The 16,938-nt window shown below is 41.0% G+C and carries 13 protein-coding genes and 1 pseudogene; 3 read left to right on the forward strand and 11 right to left on the reverse strand.

What is annotated here, in order from left to right:
• The first annotated feature begins 96 nt into the window (after positions 1 to 96).
• The 3 genes from ACZ42C_RS10700 to ACZ42C_RS10710 all read left to right on the forward strand — a co-directional run bounded on the left by ACZ42C_RS10700 (position 97) and on the right by ACZ42C_RS10710 (position 2,593).
• A complete protein-coding gene (locus ACZ42C_RS10700; RefSeq protein ID WP_461180310.1) occupies positions 97 to 1,467 on the forward strand; it encodes a TRAP transporter large permease subunit in 1,371 nt (456 codons plus the stop codon).
• Positions 1,468 to 1,483: 16 nt separating this feature from the next.
• Positions 1,484 to 1,795, forward strand: a complete 312-nt coding sequence (locus ACZ42C_RS10705) for a hypothetical protein (RefSeq protein WP_461180309.1) — start codon at positions 1,484 to 1,486, stop codon at positions 1,793 to 1,795.
• Between the two features lie 78 nt (positions 1,796 to 1,873).
• Positions 1,874 to 2,593, forward strand: coding sequence for a gamma-glutamyl-gamma-aminobutyrate hydrolase family protein (locus ACZ42C_RS10710; protein WP_461180308.1), 720 nt, complete (start codon positions 1,874 to 1,876; stop codon positions 2,591 to 2,593).
• 106 nt (positions 2,594 to 2,699) lie between these two features.
• On the opposite strand, the gene ACZ42C_RS10715 is transcribed toward ACZ42C_RS10710, so the two are convergent.
• The 11 genes and pseudogenes from ACZ42C_RS10715 to ACZ42C_RS10765 all read right to left on the reverse strand — a co-directional run bounded on the left by ACZ42C_RS10715 (position 2,700) and on the right by ACZ42C_RS10765 (position 16,937).
• A complete protein-coding gene (locus ACZ42C_RS10715; RefSeq protein ID WP_461180307.1) occupies positions 2,700 to 3,443 on the reverse strand; it encodes an IclR family transcriptional regulator in 744 nt (247 codons plus the stop codon).
• A gap of 188 nt (positions 3,444 to 3,631) precedes the next feature.
• A complete protein-coding gene (locus tag ACZ42C_RS10720; RefSeq protein WP_461180306.1) occupies positions 3,632 to 4,831 on the reverse strand; it encodes a dipeptidase in 1,200 nt (399 codons plus the stop codon).
• Positions 4,832 to 4,856: 25 nt separating this feature from the next.
• Positions 4,857 to 5,936 (reverse strand): zinc-binding dehydrogenase, encoded by a 1,080-nt coding sequence (locus ACZ42C_RS10725; RefSeq protein ID WP_461180305.1) that lies wholly within the window; start codon positions 5,934 to 5,936, stop codon positions 4,857 to 4,859.
• 142 nt (positions 5,937 to 6,078) lie between these two features.
• On the reverse strand, positions 6,079 to 7,248 hold the full coding sequence (locus ACZ42C_RS10730; RefSeq protein ID WP_461180304.1) for a metal-dependent hydrolase family protein: 1,170 nt from the start codon (positions 7,246 to 7,248) through the stop codon (positions 6,079 to 6,081).
• Between the two features lie 25 nt (positions 7,249 to 7,273).
• A complete protein-coding gene (locus tag ACZ42C_RS10735) occupies positions 7,274 to 8,710 on the reverse strand; it encodes a sodium/proline symporter (protein WP_461180303.1) in 1,437 nt (478 codons plus the stop codon).
• A 106-nt stretch (positions 8,711 to 8,816) separates the two neighbouring features.
• Positions 8,817 to 9,548 (reverse strand): hypothetical protein, encoded by a 732-nt coding sequence (locus ACZ42C_RS10740; RefSeq protein WP_461180302.1) that lies wholly within the window; start codon positions 9,546 to 9,548, stop codon positions 8,817 to 8,819.
• Between the two features lie 14 nt (positions 9,549 to 9,562).
• Positions 9,563 to 10,318: an aspartate/glutamate racemase family protein gene (locus tag ACZ42C_RS10745; protein ID WP_461180301.1), complete on the reverse strand. Its 756-nt coding sequence runs from the start codon at positions 10,316 to 10,318 to the stop codon at positions 9,563 to 9,565.
• 424 nt (positions 10,319 to 10,742) lie between these two features.
• The gene (locus tag ACZ42C_RS10750) at positions 10,743 to 12,152 is read right to left on the reverse strand and encodes an ISLre2 family transposase (protein WP_461180300.1); all 1,410 of its coding nucleotides are present in this window, start codon (positions 12,150 to 12,152) and stop codon (positions 10,743 to 10,745) included.
• A 635-nt stretch (positions 12,153 to 12,787) separates the two neighbouring features.
• Positions 12,788 to 13,906, reverse strand: a pseudogene (locus tag ACZ42C_RS10755) (IS3 family transposase).
• A gap of 372 nt (positions 13,907 to 14,278) precedes the next feature.
• Positions 14,279 to 15,460 (reverse strand): IS256 family transposase, encoded by a 1,182-nt coding sequence (locus tag ACZ42C_RS10760; protein WP_464891246.1) that lies wholly within the window; start codon positions 15,458 to 15,460, stop codon positions 14,279 to 14,281.
• Positions 15,461 to 15,992: 532 nt separating this feature from the next.
• A complete protein-coding gene (locus ACZ42C_RS10765; protein ID WP_461183512.1) occupies positions 15,993 to 16,937 on the reverse strand; it encodes a CBASS oligonucleotide cyclase in 945 nt (314 codons plus the stop codon).
• Position 16,938 lies beyond the last annotated feature (1 nt).

Raw genomic sequence — 16,938 nt, forward strand, 5'->3', positions numbered from 1 at the left:
TTCAAAATCTGTTGACAATTAACACTGTTTTGTTATAATCTTTAACAAATTGATATAACCACTTTTATAACGAGTGGAATAACTTGGAGGTGTAACATGTTTGGAGTACCAATGCCGATTTTGTACTTAGTAGCCTTGCTTATTTTTGTTGCTGTTCTGTTTGTTTTATTGAAACGGCCCATGTATGAAGTGATGACTTTGTCTTTTGTGTTCATTGTAGTGATTACAGGCTCATTTGATTTATTTTGGGAAGCGCTTCTATTTCCTTCTACAAGTTCATTGTTTTACGCCATCTTTGCTTTCCTGGCAATCGCCGTATTATTTGATTCTACGAAAGTTATAAATAGAATTATCAATTTGATGTTGGCGATTGTAGGGAAATTTAAAGGAGGCGCGGGATATGTCGCTATGCTTTCAAGTACATTTATGGCCAGCTTATCTGGTACAGGACCAGGTAATGTGGCGGCATCGGGAGTCTTTACCATCCCAATGATGAAACGTTCTAATTTTCCTGCACCGCTTGCTGCCAGCACTGAAATGTCTGCAAGTATGTTAGGGAATATTATCCCACCATCAGGAATAGTCATTTTAACTTACGGAATTTTAATTGAATTTGCGCCTGACAGCATCTCTTTAAGTGGATGGATGGTCTTAGCCTATGGTATTGGACTTTGGTTTTTACTGCAGCGGATCGTTACATTATGGGTTTTATGCAAAGTATATAAAGTTGAACCGGTTCCAGTTGGAGAACTGCCAACATTTCGTCCAAGCCTAAAAAAAGGATGGACTGCACTGTTTTTGCCCTTACTCATTTTCGTTCCATTATTTGCTGATGCCCAGTTCGAAAACTTCTTTTTAGGAAGGATCGGCGAAGAAGGTACGGCTGCTTATTCAAGCTCTGTACTAATGTTTACCCCGGCAATTGCCGGAGGATATGCTTTGATGATCGGCCGGAAAGCATTGCCGAATGCAAAAGTAAATTTGAAAAATTTATTGGATATCTTCAGTAATTCATTGTTAAAGGTAGTGCCAATTGGTGTTACGATCTATATGGCATATGCACTATCTCAAATTTTTGTAGGTTTGCAGATGGATACGGTCGTACGTGAATGGGTCTTATCCTTTGGGTTTAATTTAACCATGATTATTATTCTATTGCCATTACTATTCATGGTGCTGGGAATGGTTTTGCCTGGATCCGCACAAATTGCGATTTTAGGTGGAGCAATGATTACTGTTTTTGCAACGCTTGGTGGAGACCCAGTGATATTTGCTGCATTGCTTCCTGCCATGACAGGAGCACTTGAAGGGATGACCCCACCATTGGCACTTGGTCTATATGTTGCAATGGGAATTGCGGGATCAAGTTTTCAGAAAACAGCAAAGTTGGCTTTTATTTGGATAGCCACACATATATTAATAACAATCATACTGTTAACAGGTCTCTTGCCAATATTAGGTTTATAATGAAAGGTGTGAAAAAATGAAAGTGCTTACAAGTGTTACGCATAAACTGTATACGTGGATTACCTTAATTGCATTATCTCTTGGTTTATTAGTCGCTTTATTATTTTTAACTGCGTTGATCATCGGGGGGACCGCCGGAGAGAATGTAGCTGTTGTATCCGGAACGCTGATGACCTGGTCGATCCGGTTAGCTGCTGTAGCGGTACTGGCCGGAATCATTAATATTTACGTTAGTAAGAAACACACATTGACCATGGATAAGGATTCGGCTAATCAAGATGATCTATTAGAGGATGAAGAAGTGACGCAAAAGAATGTTGTTTCCTGAGATTAGTGCGGAAAAATTTGATCCTGCAACTTATGCACAGAAGAAATTTACACCTTTTAAAGAGAGAGGGTAAAGTAAATGCATCAACCAATTATTGGTGTTAGTAGTAATTTCAAGCCACATGAAGGTGAGAATGGTACGTTTCATCTAGATAAATCATATACAGATATGGTTTCTAAAAATGGTGGTATTCCGCAAATCCTTCCATTATTGCCAGTTGAAGAAATCCCCACCATACTTCCTTTATACGATGGGATATTATTAAGCGGTGGAGGTGGCTTGCTGCCACAAGTTGAACAAATGGATGTTTTACCGGGTTTGCGGGAACAAAACCCGAACAGGTATAATTTTGAATGCGCGGTCATTACATATGCTTTGAAAAAGGATATCCCTTTACTGGGAATTTGCAGAGGATATCAAATGATCAATGAAGTAATGGGCGGATCCCTTGTAAACCTGCCGGGTAAGGCTCACATTCAGGAGGAATCCGGAGCACAACCTTCCCACAAGATATTTGTTGAACCGGAAACGATTTTATCTCACGCTGTTCAAAGTGAAGAAGTGGAGGTAAATAGTTTTCATAGTCAAGCCATCGATAAAGTGGGTAGAGGACTAAAAATAACGTCCTACTCGAAAGATACAGTAGTTGAAAGTATTGAAGGGACCTCTTCCCACTTTATAATGGGTCTTCAGTTTCATCCGGAATTTATGGTGGAGAGTGAAAAAATGTGTAATATTTACAGAAGGTTTATCAGGGCGGCTGCGGAGTTTAAAGACAGAGGTATGGAGCACGCGTGACGCGCAACATCATCCCCCGGGTTGTCGGGGGATAACAACACTTGTGGTCATTGACTTTTCCAGATAGCTGGGCTGCCTTTATGACTATTATATTAAAATTAGCTCTTCAAAAAAGTATTTTATTTAATGAATACTGCACGTCCTCTTGCGTTTTTCGTAATAAAACTAAGTATTCCATGCTTTTTTCATATGGAATTCTGAAACTTGGACCGGCAATGGAAAGAGAACCGATAATATCTTCGTTACGATTATATAAGGGGACTGCAATCGCTGTCACTCCATCCAAATATTCTCCGCTGGAATATGCCCAGCCTTGTGTTCGTAAGGCACCAAGCTCTTTTTTCAGGGTCTGCGCCTTTTCTTCCTCACCTAAATGGAAACTGATTATTCTATCCTGGTCTTCTTCTGCAAGATAGGCAAGAATAATCTTGTGAGATGCGCCGTATACAAGGGAGGCTCTAGCTCCGAGAGATTCATGAAATTTCACCCTTTGAGCGCTTTCAACTATATTAATATACACACCCTCATCACCATCCAGCCAGGTTAAGACCGTCGATTCACCTATCTGGTCCGTTAATTCCTTCATTTTAGGCTGCATGACTTCAGGAATATTTAAATGATCCTGTAATAACCCGGCAAATTCCAGATGTTTGAACCCTAATTCATACTTATCATTAATGCTGCTCTTTCTTAAATACCCGAATTCCTCAAATGTGGATAGAATACGATACACCACTGAATGGTTCAAGCCTGTTTCCCTGCCTAACTCGCGAACTCCCCATGTAGGATTTTTATACGTGAAACAATTTAATGTTTTGAGTGCATTTTCCAATGTTTTTAACTTTGCCATACAATTACCCCTTATCATTCAGACTAAATATGTACACACAATCTATTATGACAAATCTCCCGGAGCCTGTCATTACTTCTCCGTGAAAAGGGGGCGTGACATTAACAATCACACCCCAAGTCAAACTAAAACTTCACCTTATTCAGCTATAACTATTATTTTAAATACCTCGCTCTTTCAATAATGGATTAGTACCATACTTCGTCAAGCACACGCAAAATATTTCCGCCAATCACTTTCGAAATATCTTCATCCGAGTAACCATGCTTTACTAGCCAGCGAACAATATTCGGAAATGCTTCAACCGGGTTTTCAATCCCCTTAACATATTCCACTTTTTCAAATTCATTTTTTCCATGTGCCGCGGAAATGGACAAAGCCCCTGCCAGTGCATTATGCAATCCCACATGGTCACCAAAAAGCACATCAGGCCCAAATGCAACATGTTCAATACCTACCAAATTTGCACAATACTCGAAATGCGCCATAAATGAATCGATCGTATGCACTCTTTGATCCCTGGTTATCGTAGTATGGGGAGCAGCTTCAATCCCGATTACTCCACCCTTTTCTGCACAGGCTTTAATGATATCATCCGGCTTCAGTCTTTTACTGTCCCACAAAGCACGGGCACCGGAGTGAGTGATAAAAATAGGTTTATCACTTACTTCTATCGTATCCATGGACGTTTTATCCCCGGAATGCGAAATATCTATTGCCAACCCTAATTTATTCATGCGTTTTACTGCCTGACGACCAAACTCCGTTAATCCTCCATCACCCGGTTCCTTTAGTCCTGCACCTAAACTATTTCCCTCACTATAGGCAATTCCAATGGATCTGACACCGAGGCCATATAAAACGTCTAAACGATCCAATTCATTTTCAATCATTGTGGAAGCTTCAAGTGAAGGTATAAATGCAATTTGACCGTTTTCTTTTGCTTGAACGATGTCATCTACCGTTTTCCCTACGATTACCATATCCTGATGGGCGATATCACTTAACCGCATGCCTAAATCAAAAACAACATCTTCCCATTTCCAGCCTGCACGGGAGGTGATCATCGCAGTTCCATCCATCATATTATCAAAAAAAGCATCTAAGCCGGATTTACTTAATCCCTCATAGCCGGTAAAATCTCTTCCCCACCGTCGAAATTCCATAAACTCATCCAAATTTTCGGGAGTAATAAACATATGATCATGCAGAGAAATTGTAATATTTTCCTCAAATAACTTTTGCACACGTTTCTCTTCCTGTTCTGTTACAGGTACTTTATACTCGAGAACACGGTCGATTTCTTTTGCTAATTTAAACTCCTTGTAATCAACCCCTGCTTCCAAATACTGATAAGATTTATATCCATTATAATTTTTTTGCTTCATTTCATTTCTCACCTTTCTGTATATACTATGATGGGTCTATTTCAATCACAATTTTTCCGAAATGATTTCGCTTTTCTAAAGCTTCCTGTGCAACACCAAGCTCATTTAATGGATAGACTTGATGAATAACCGGATCCAATTTTCCCCGGAAAACCAAAGAGGTCACCTGTAAAAAATCTTCCCAGTTGCCCATCGGTGCTCCGAGAATTTTTCGATGGTGCTGATAAATTTCACGAATACTTAAGTCCGGAAAGTCACCAGATGTTGCACCGGATAAGATTAACTTCCCGCCCTGGTCAAGGGCATTCAGGCTATTCCGGATCGTCTTAACACCTACGCAATCCAACGCTAACTGAACACCGTATCCGTTTGTCCAGTCCATCACTTTTTCCAGCCAATTTTCATGTGAATAGAAGGCTTCGGCCGCCCCCATTGCCAGGGCTTTTTCCCTTTTTTCTTCATTACCGACTATGGCAATTACATCAGCCCCCATTAAAACGGCAATTTGCATTTGGGCAGAACCCAAGCCGCCTGAAGCTCCTACCACCAGCACAGTGTCCGAGGGTTTAATCTGACCAACAGTTACGACACCTCTCCAGGCAGTGGTGTACACCGCAGGTACTGCTGCAGCTTTTACTGAACTTACCTGTTCCGGTATTTCTATAATATTTTGAGCGGGTACTTTTACATACTCCGCCAAACCTCCCCACAAATGTTCTCCTACTATTTTGTAATTTTTACACATACTGGGCTCAGCATTACGGCAATACCGGCATGTTCCGCAGCCAAAAGCAGAATTTACCAGCACCCGCCTATTTAATTCAGGAAGTTCCTTATTGCCAGCTGATTTAGCTGAACCGTAGGCGATAACCTCTCCTACAATATCGACACCAGAAACATGCGGTAATGTTATCTTAGGGACGCCCGGCCCTTTCAATCCTTCTCTGGCAAATATATCAAGGTGATTCAAGGCTGTGTATTTCACCTTAATTAACGCTTCGTTTGGTTGAAGTTGGGGAACCGGGACTGTTTCCAAACGTATTACTTCAGGCCCGCCATGTTCCGGTATAACCGCAGCTTTCATTTCTTTTGGAAAATTATTCACTGAGTTTAATCCTCCTTCCATTCATGTGCTTTAACATCAATAAATCATGTTCCAATTCCAGTCTCGTTTTATTTGAAAAAACATAAAAAGCTTTTATTAATGGCTTCTTTTCTTCCCGGTCATACGCTGCACCCTCACCAAATCATATAATTTGTTTCCCATTCTTATAAACAAATTCAACCTGTGCCATGTTTTTAATATCATCCAATGGATTAGCTGGCAAACCTATAAAATCTGCAATCTTTCCTTTTTCAAGGGTGCCAAGCCGATCTTCAATCCGCAGAGCCTCTGCAGCATGCTTGGTTACGGCTGAAATCGCCTGTATATTCGTGGCGCCAAACCGGACTAAACATTCCATTTCATACGCAAGCAATCCGTGCATACTGTCTGTGCCAAGTGCCAGGTTCGCACCTGATTGGATGACACGGTGAAAATTATCGGAAACAATTTCCCTGGTCCGCAATACTTTTTCCTTTATAACCGGATCACTGAAGTCTGTTTGTTCTATACCTGTCTCATGAAAAAGGATGGAAAACGTCCCAATGATCCACAGGTCTTTATTCACAACGCCTTCAAGTTGACGCTCATTTATCAGGGCAGCATGCTCGATCGTCCGAACACCTTCCTCTATACATAGATCCAGTCCCGCTCCCCCATGTGCATGTGCAGCCACGTAGGAACCGTACCTCTGTGCTTCCTCCACCGCCGTTCTGACTTCCCTGCCGGTATAACTGCAGAAATCAATGCCAGTCTTGCTGCTGCTAATCCCTCCGGTTACAAACAATTTAATTAAGTCAGCACCTTTGGCAAAGTTTTCTCTCGCATGTTTACGGATTTCCTCTTCCCCATCTGAAACCGTCAAAGCGGCTCCGTGCCCATTGCTCGCCACCATTCCCCGGCCGCTGACGAGCAGCCTGGGACCCGGGATCAACGCTTCTTCAATAGCATTTTTTATTTCCACATCAATAAAATTCTCTTCTCCGACAATCCGCATGGTGGTAACACCTGATTGCAAACTCCTTTGGATATTCGGCATGCTTCTCAGGATATTTCGCCCCGGAGGCAAAGCCATTTGCCCCAGTTGATCTCCCAATGCAGGCACGATAGACAAATGGTTATGACTATCTATCAGTCCCGGAAGGATATAATGAGAAGTGTAGTCCACCATCTCGACTATACCATCTAACCCCGTAAACTCCTCCTCTCTGCCGACACCTGCAATTCTGTCGTTTTGAATTAGCAGGCAACCATCAGGTATAAGTGCACTGCCTGTCCCATCCAAAATAGCCTTTGACTTGATTACCTGATACACATACATACCCCCTTATCTGTTTAGTTTAGGCAACTTTCTTTTCCTTTTTAAAAAATGGATCTGTTGCGTATGTTGGCGGTGCAGGTGTCATTAAGCTAACTGCTACAATCAGGACGGTGGAAACAATGAACCCGGCAACTACAGGATCCAGAAAACTGTGGAATCCGAGCAAGCGCCAGCCGAAGCAGGCTAATAATCCACCAATCATGGCACTGATTGCCCCTTCTTTTGTCGTTCTCTTCCATAAAACACCTAATACTACAGGCATGAGGAAGCTGGAAGCCATCAGGGCACTAAACAAAGCAACCATAATTTGAACTAATTCTCCTTGGCCGATACCAAACAGTAATAAAACAACAGGAACTGTCCCCGCTATAACAACACCGATTCGGCCAACCCATATTTTACGTTTTTCCGAGGCTTTTGGATCGAATATCGGCTGATAGATATCATTGGATAGTGCAGAGCCGGCTACAATTAACAATGAATCAACCGTAGACATCATGGCAGATGTAACAGCAGCCAGCAGAATGCCACCAATCAACGGCGGTAATACGCTGGTTGCAATCATAGGCATTGCTAAATCTCCTGTAGGCAATGCAGGAAACAGTACTGTACTTGACAGGGCCAAATAATAGACAAAGAAATGAGCAACTCCTACGAGAATGATCGTAAATAAAATCCCTTTCCGAATGGTCTTCATATCTTTCATTGCGTAGAAACGAACCAATTGCTCAGGTCTGGCAACAGCTCCTAATAAAAATGCCAAGCCCATGGTGAACAATACTGCTGGTGGCATCCCTTCCCAGGTAAAAGTAATTGGACTTACCGACTGAACATAAGATAATAAATTTTCCGTCCCCCCCATATGGCGGATAGCCAATGGCACGGAAATAATCGCACCCAAAACCATTACCATCATCTGAACAAAATCTGTATACATAACGGCCATCATTCCCCCGATAACGGAGTATATGATTAAAATGACAGTAAACAAAATCATACCTTGTTCAGTTGGTATGCCAAAAATAATGTTGGCAATTAATCCACCTGCCACAATCTGTGCCTGGATATAGACTACCATCGTAACAAGGATGATAATGGCCGCAATAATCCTGGCGGATTTGCTGTAATAACGCGTTTCAATGAAATCCGGCAGAGAGTTTCTTTTTACTCTTGTAAACCGCGGAGCAATAAAAGCGACCATAAACCAATAAGCAAACGGAAAAACTAATACAATCCAGCCAAAAGACCATCCAACTGCATACATGGTGCCAATTGTCCCTATAAAAAGCCCGGAACTCATTTGCGTTGATGCAATACTGGCACCACCGACCGCCCAGCCTAAATTTCCGCCTGCAATCCAGTAGTCCTGGGCATTTTCTGTGTTTTTAAAAGAAAAAACCCCAATAAAAAGCAGAAGAATAAAATAACCAACAAATACAATGAGTTGGATATCCACTATTATTCACCCCTTTCAGCGTCAGATTTATTAGCAAAATACATCCATAGAATATACCCCAGCGTGATCACACCATAGACAACAAAAACACCCCAATATATAAAACCTAACCCCATTTCTTCTCCCCCTCTGATTTGGCAGGCTTTTTACGATTCAGCATCCAGGCAGCTGCTCCAGCCACAATTAATAATAAAATAACTGAAAAATCTATCATTCTATTGAAAGTAAAGAAAGGTGCCTCATTTATACTCCCTTCAAATGAAATCAGGGAAGACATTACTTGCAGTTCAGAAGATACGCCGGTAGGGTCACCCGCTGTATATGCAGATGGAAATCCTCCCGTAACTGTAGATCCCTCCGGAGTATCCACATTAAATTCAAAGAAGCCCGGGGCTGCCTCCAGCGGTACTAATGTACTTGCAATAACCGGTATATTTACTTCAAAATTTTCCCCATCATTCATAACAGCATCCGTCACACGATAATCTATTTGAACTTCAACCTCTGAAGAATCAGATAACTCTGCGTCTAAAATGACTTCTCCGCTTATTAAGTTTTTATCTTGGTCCTCAAAACTGAAATTTCCAGGCTCCCCGTTGACAGTGACATCGATATCCTCAATACTACTATTGAGAAACAGAATTGCTTCAAATGGAAGATTTTCCGTTTCTTCTTCAATGTTGAAGGAGTAATCTATTGTTACAAATACCGAAGTATCATCAATTATTTCCGATTCCAAGTTCGCTTTGACAGGATAGCTATCCGCAAAAGCCGTTGTGTTCATAAATAAGCAGATAACAAAAGCCATTGAAATAACAACTGACAGTTTTACTTTCATTGCGTTCACCCCACTCATTTAATAAACAGATCGTCAATACGCTTGTTATTTTCCATTTTTGGTGGTTTCATATAACCTTTCTTACTATGCTCCAAATTTGATGAAACAAGTGCCTCTGCAAATTTGACACTTACTTTGGATGGATTAATTACCGGAACCCCTAACTCTTCCATCATTTTGTCGGCAACATCAAGAAAACCCATACTCATACATCCCAGTATCAATACTTCGGACTTGTCTTCTTCAATAGCCTTTTTCCCTTCCTTTATAAGCAGCTCAACTGCCAGGTCATGATTTTTATTAATCTCCATAACTGGTAAATTGATGGCTCGAACAGATCGGAGTTTCTGGTAAACACCCGTTTCCCAAGCCAACTTTTCCAACCCGTTAATGATACTGTCAGTAACTGTAACAATAGAAAATTTCTGACCCAGTGTGATTGCTGTCCCCATTGATGCTCCGGCAGGTCCAACGACCAACTTATCGGATACTTCTCTTAATCCATCCAGTCCAGGGTCGCCAAAGCACCCAACGATCGTAGCATCATGGCCTTCAGATTCGGCCTTTATGATATTCTTTGCAGTTCCAGGAACACTTAAATATTCCTCATACATAGATTCAATAGAAGCTGGTCCCGATGAAACAGTGGAGATAGTAACTTCTGTTCCCGGACTTGCCCAATCCTGCAATTTTTCCAGTCTTCTGTTCACTTCTTCCATCCCCACCGGGGTTTTATGCATTGGCCCGGGAATAATATATTGCAATTTCATATTACATCCTCCTTTTTAATTTTCTGAACACCTTCTTTAGAAAGATAACAACTGGCTGTTTAGTTAGATTAAATACCACCTCTTTCGAAAGTTCCCCAAGAATTGTTTCCTTATTAGAAACACCGTTTCTTATTATAGGTAAAAAAATGAAGATGCTCTAACATCTTTTAAAAATACGGTAAAAGTTTTGAATTCTCGGGAGGTTAAGTATTATGCAATATATTACTACATTTTTTAATGTTTGTATAGTAGAAATTAAAAAAAGTTTGTGTCAAGCTTTTCTCGGTACCCTTATAATACCAATATTTCTGGCACTCTGTTTTTGTACGCTTATCCAGCTACCGCGCGATTGTCATCGCTTGGTGGCCTGTCACTTTGTGTTAGGTTCTACAAACCAAGAACCTAACACAAAATGACAGGGTGATTATTTAAAGCTCTTAGCCAGTTTTCCAATAGCCGATGAATGGGATGCGTACACGGCGATTGAGCCCTGTTTCGCTCCAATGGACGGACGCGTCGGTTGATGCAGAGAAATAGACCTCCGAACCACCTTTTTTACCTCTCGCTGCTTTCTTGTGCTTCGATGCAGATCCTTGAGATAAGCTCCTCTCAGCGTCCCGTTTAGCTTTCCCTGCTTCACTTTGACCATGGCTTCGGCACCATCCTGACTCCAATGCATTCCTCTTTTCTTCATCCGATACGTAATATGACGTTGATTGGATTCCATCGCTCCCAGGCTTCTTGCATCCTCCGGCGGATGGTCAATGCACTCTCTCCAGTCTATAATGCGATCCCAATTGTTTAGGATATACGAACGGAATTTCTCTACTTTTTCTGTCTGCTTGGTATCATCAAGCGTACTTTCATAGGTGTCGAGCCATAAGTTAAAACGCTTCAAATCATGTTCTTTTAACGCCTTTCGCAGTTCGTCTTTATACTCGCTTTTCGCAGCACCAAGCGCGCGGTTTAGCCCTTGAAATACGTGGTAGGAGTCCAATTGGTTCAGTACGGGATATGCCGACTGTGAGAAGGCTTCCTGAAACTTCTCAGCTGTGTATCCTGCCCCGCCGTCACTATTGGTAATCACTTGCGTCTTTTCCAATGAATACCGATGGGCGCTCAGTGCTTGTACTTCTTTCCAAAAATCCGCAGTTGGCCGGGTTGTCATCATCGCTATCGGGTTACGCAGGGATACGCGTTTTCCGTTCTTTTCCCATCCTTCATAAAGAATGGCATGGCTCACCTCATGACTCTTTTTCTTTTCAGTAGCCCGAACAAATACCCCATCAGCTTCGGCATAAAGAAAATCTACTTCCTTTCCCTCCGGCAACTCAGCGGACTCCTCCAGTTCGCCGGCCATTTCCTCATCCGCCTTGGCTTGTGCTTCCCCAACTTTCCTCACAATCGTTCCAACCGTTGTATGGCTCATATCCACAGCGGTCCATTCCTTCAATACACGTGCTGTTTCCCGGTAAGTACTTTCGGCAGCCATCTCGGCTACTTTCACTTCTACAAAAGGGCTTCTGCGCTGGTGTTTTTTTAATCCTGCCCATTCATCAAAGGGGTAATGAGCATTCCCTTCCTGATCATACATGAGGGTATGCGTAAATCTCACCACGCCAAAAGTAAACTGAACTTCCCTTTCGTCATTTCTTTCCACTGTCCAGCCCGCCGCTTGTTTTTCCTTCACAATGACATTATTCATATTGGTAAATACGTCCCCCAGCTGCGAAGTAAACACCTCATACATCAGGATACGAACGCTTTCTTCAAATTCAATAAGATTGTCTGTTTGGTGTATTAATTTGTATAAATTTGATATAATAGTATTCATGAAGAGGCCTCTTTCTAAATGTATTTGCCGTGGTAAGCATACATTTATGATAGAGTGCCTCTTCTTTTTTGGCTAGGATTTTGTAGAATTATCCCCGAGAACTATTTTACACATACTTAAAAAAATCCAGCAATTAAAGAAATTTTTTAATCATACTACCGTTTAGAGCAAATTGAAACACTATTTATTTCCAAATACCATCTTTAATTTCTGAGTCCAATATCCGGTGACTTTCCTGGCTCTACTGTATATCGGATAGCCGTAAATTAACAAATCCGAAGATGTCAAAATGATATTGATCTCAACCATAAGACCACCTTTATTAGACTCTATTGAGAATTTCCATCCCGCCTTTTAATCTATTTAAAATACCACCTATATTCTGTGAATTACTTTTCAGGCTTTCTTATGCAGATTGAGTGAATGGCTCGTTGCACAAAACTTCAAACTTTCTTTACAGAAATGCTGCCAGCTGAAGCTTCCATCTCTTCTTGACGTAAAGCACGGAGTCAACTATGGTGGACCCCATTGTCAAGACACAAATTTTATAAAAAATAAGGTGGGATCATTAGTTTTGTTCCTTACCCGCCTTGCCAACCCTGCCTTTCCTGGGTCTGCATCTGTCAAGGGTGAATCTATTGAAAATAAATGAATCCTGGTGTTTGGTAATTCAATGATTGGTGAGGCCGTTCATGATTATAAAGGTTCATGTAATCCCTTATATTGCTTCTGGCTGCTCTTGGTGATCCATAGTCCCTTAAGTACACTTCTTCGTACTTAAGGCTTCTCCAAAAGCGTTTAATCATGATATTGTCCAGTGCCCGGCCTTTTGAGTCCATGCTTATCTGAATGGATGGCTGCTCTTTTAATAGATTAATATATTTGGAACTGGTAAAATGACTGCCCTGATCACTGTTGAAGATGTCGGGTGTACCGACCGTGAATGCACGTCTTACTGCCTCCAGGACAAAGTCAATGTCCAATGTCTGATCTAACTCCCAGCTGACAATATAGCGGGAATACCAATCGAAAATGGCGGTTAAATACATCCAACTACTCTGCAGACGAATATAGGTTATATCAATACTCCAAACTTGATTGGGGCGGGTTATCGTCACTCCTTTCAACAGATATGGATAAATCCGGTGCTGCAGATTACGTTTACTCAAATTAGGGCCTGGATAAATGGCTTGTATACCCATTTCACGCATATGACGCTGTACTCTTTTACGGTTAATGTTCACTCCTTCATTCTTTAGAAATTCGACAATCTTGCGTGAACCAAAATACGGGTATTTGGTATAGATCTCATCAATCCGGTGTTTAATGGCAACCTCTTCAGGAGACGGCTGCACAGGCTTGTAGTAAAGGCTGGAACGGTTGATTCCAAGTAGTTTAGCCTGCTGGGAGACAGGAAGGTCTGGATCCTTCCAATCCACCATCTCCATGCGTTCCCGTCTAGTCGTGGTAGATTCCAGATTTTTTTTCATCCACGACAATTGCGTGGTTAATTTGCCAACTTCAGCGTAGAGAGCTTCCAGTTGTTTATCGTAATCTTCTTTCATTTTTTCCTTGTCTTTGTTCTTTTTCTCAAAGACTTGTGACATATCTTGGAGAAACTGTGTTTTTCACTTTTGCAGCTGGTTTACATGAATACCATGTTCCGAAGCTATCTGGCTCATTGGCTTTTCTTCCTTCAAGATTTCCAACACGATTTGCGATTTGAATTCTGGTGTATATCTTTTTCGTTTCATATACCTACCTTAACATCTCCCTTTTTCGTGTCTAAAATCTTGGGTCCATTATAGTCTATGAGTATAGTGACCTACTGTATGCAAGCTTAAAAGTTATTATAGAATCCAATGATATTACTCTAGGTATATACCTCTGGATTATCTATAGAGTAACGCACACAGGCTTGGACAGCTAAATTCACTCAACATTTTTTTGTACTCTAAAAAATTTTTTAATGTTTTATCAGCTATGTCTTTTTTAATAAATGTAAAATTATCAAAGGTTCCGTCAAGAAGTATGTGTAAATTTTAATAGGGTATTCCACAGAATTGGTGGGGGAGCAGTCATCATCCCCCGGGTACCCGGGGGATGATGACTGAAAATTCTCCCGGTTATACTTTGCTTGTTTTTCCATATCTTGCTTCAAACATGTCTTGAAGCGGCTGATAAGCACTCGCAAAGCCTCGCAGTTTCCGTTCTGCCCATTTTTGATTGTAGTCAATGGATTGGAGATAAACCACTTTCTCTGCCGCCTTTTCGCTGGGCAGGCTGTTCATCGTCTTGGTACGTTTTTTGATTTCCTTCATCGTTCGCTCAATGATGTTTGTCGTGTAGATCATGCGCTGGATGGATGACGGGTAATTTAAAAACGTCAGAAGCACATCTAAGTCTTTCTCCCACGATTTGACGATTTTAGGATGCTTAGCCTCCCAAGCATGTTTAAAAGCCTGGAATTGCTTTTTGGCTTCTTCTCTTGTACTTGCCTCGTAAATGGGCTTTAGATCCTCGGCAATGGCCGTTTGGTCTTTTTTACGTACGGCATTTATGGCATTTCGGATTTTGTGAACGACACAGCGCTGCACATCAGCCTTTGGATAAACTTCTTTCATTGCGTCTTCTAAACCAGGCAGGCCGTCAAATACACCAAGCAGCACTTCCTCGGCACCGCGCTTGTAAAGGTCAAGAAGGATTTCTTTCCAACCGAGTGAACTTTCTTGGCCGCCGACATAGAAACCGAGAATCTCGCGATAACCATCTTCGGTGATGCCAATGACCAGGTAGACGACTTCGTTATCAACGTCATCGCGACGCAGCTTGAGATAGGTTCCATCAAGATAAAGAACCGAATAGCGTTTCTGCAGCTTGCGCTCTTGCCATGATTCGATATTTTCCAGTGTGACATCCGTTATATTGCTTACCGTTGTTGCCGAATAAGCAGAACCCAACATGTGCTCGATCATTTGACCGATTTCACGGGTGCTGATGCCTTTCTGGTACATTCTCGTGACCGTTTCTCCAACCCATTGGTCACGGCGCTGGTAAGGATCAAACAACTCCGTCTTAAATTCACCGTTGCGATCACGCGGAACAGCAAGGTCATCGATATGACCGTGCTTGGTGTCGAGAGTGCGTGTGTAGTACCCGTTTTTCACCTGTTTCAGTTCAGGGTGCTCCACCTTAAAAAACTGTTCCATTTCTTCTTTCATAATGGTTTCCAGGTGCTCTTTGACAAAGTCACGAACAAGTGTGTCAAGTTGATTCATAAAGTCATTATTGGTTATACTATGAGACATGGTAGGGTTTCTCCTCTCTTAGAATTTTAGCCAATTCCGAGGGTACCCTACCTCGTTTTTTGTCTCAAATAATTTACACAAACTATTTTACGTCATCTTATCAAACGGTTCGAGCTGATTCAAACGTGTATAGTTGGGATTTAAATCATAGTAATCATTTAAATTAACGATATTTATCACTGTGCAGCCTTGTTCAAGTGGTTTCTTGGATAGGTAACATTCGATGAAACCGGTTGCATATGTTGGAGATAAGTTTATTATGATCTATATCTTCGTAATTCACTCCTAATGTGCATTATCTGATTGTAAATTGCTATAGTACTATCATCCCAATCAGTGTTATTGTCGATAGCTTGCAAGGCAATTACAACCTTGACAGACCGATTATCCTGTACTTTAAATCATCATAATTGTAGTAGTGATCTAATCAATTGGCCTTGTGGAAGCAAAAGAACCGCCCCCATGCTTCTCGTATTAAAGCTAATAATAATCCAGCAAAATATTAAACAAGAAGATCTGATATCCTGTAGATTTAATCGAATAAATCTTCCCACTTCGATATTGAAAGCGTTGAATCTGCTTTGTCAAACTTTTTCCTTAGCATCTTTATTGACTGGCTAAGTTGTTTTCTTTCAATACTGTTCCTACCATTTAAATAACCATCTACATGTATGGATTGTCCTGTACTATCTTTAACCGGACTCATTACAGCTTTTTCTGCATAACTACAAAAGTATTTTAACATTCCTTTATAGGTCCTGGGAGTTTGCTCTGGATTCTTAAATGCGTTTAATGCCAGGGATTCAAGATGATACCCCGATAACTTGCTAGACTTCAAAGTTGTTTCGTTAACGTTCTTAAACAGCTTAATAAAAGGGATAACTTTCCCACCATTAGCTTTATTTACTTCAGTTAGTTTTTCAGCAAATTTACGGGGTTTAATTACATTACTCCATTCATTTAATCCCGCCTTTGGAATTTTATTACCTGTAGAAGTTTTGATGCTAGGTAATAATTGAATTTCATGACCATTAGAAAATTCTACAGTTAACGCTAAATCACCTACCTTCATTTTTGTATTAGGTAATCTTCTATCAAGTCGCTTGGCAATTCTTTCTAATACTTCTCTAGGCTTTAAGTTTTTCAAATCACTCTTATTAATATTCACTAGCATATCAATATCACTTAATCCATCAGCATAGGTATGTTTACTTACTGAGCCGCCATACCTTAAATCTATATAACTCTCAATATCATTACCTTCTTCATCTTTTTCAAGCGCAGTTTTTATAGTATCTAAATGCTTTTTAATCTGTTCCAAGTCACGTTGGTTTAATTGACGTAATAATTTATTCAGAAAATCATTTACATCGCGATCATATTTTTGTTGCTTCTCCTTTTTTTCTTGCTCCTTTTTTAGTTCTTGTAAAGTCTTTCCTGGGGTACTATAAGTTCCCCCGCCACCACTTCCACCCATT

It is taken from the genome of Virgibacillus kimchii (assembly GCF_055379185.1).